The sequence below is a fragment of the Vibrio sp. 10N.286.51.B11 genome, assembly GCF_041469245.1.
In the GTDB taxonomy this organism is placed as follows: domain Bacteria; phylum Pseudomonadota; class Gammaproteobacteria; order Enterobacterales; family Vibrionaceae; genus Vibrio; species Vibrio crassostreae_C.
Window position 1 is genome coordinate 1 of the sequence record NZ_JBFRKI010000064.1, and the last position, 327, is coordinate 327.

A 327-nucleotide genomic window follows, 5' to 3' on the forward strand; every position below is an offset into this window, starting at 1 on the left:
GATGAGTCAGGCTCGTTCGGTGCGCAGACGGTGACGTACGCGGAAAACCAAGTGGCGGACGCGGTAGTGGGTACCTTGTCCGGCAGCGATCTGGATGGCGTGACCAAATACGAGTTCAAACACAGTGACGGCACCTTAAGCACCATCAGTGAAGACGGTTTCTACAGTGTCGATGCGGCCGGCAACATCAGCATCACGACAGCGGGCGTTTCGGCGGAGGTGAACGACTTCGAGCAAGGCACGAACAGTGGCGATTACCAGATGGTGATGACCGACGGTTACGGCTCGACAGCGGAAGCGACGGTGACCCTGAAAGAGAGCAACGTG

Annotated in this window: 1 pseudogene; it reads left to right on the top strand. The window is 58.1% G+C overall.

The features are described 5' to 3' along the window. Positions 1–327 (top strand): annotated as a pseudogene (locus AB4154_RS22200) (hypothetical protein); the annotation flags it as partial.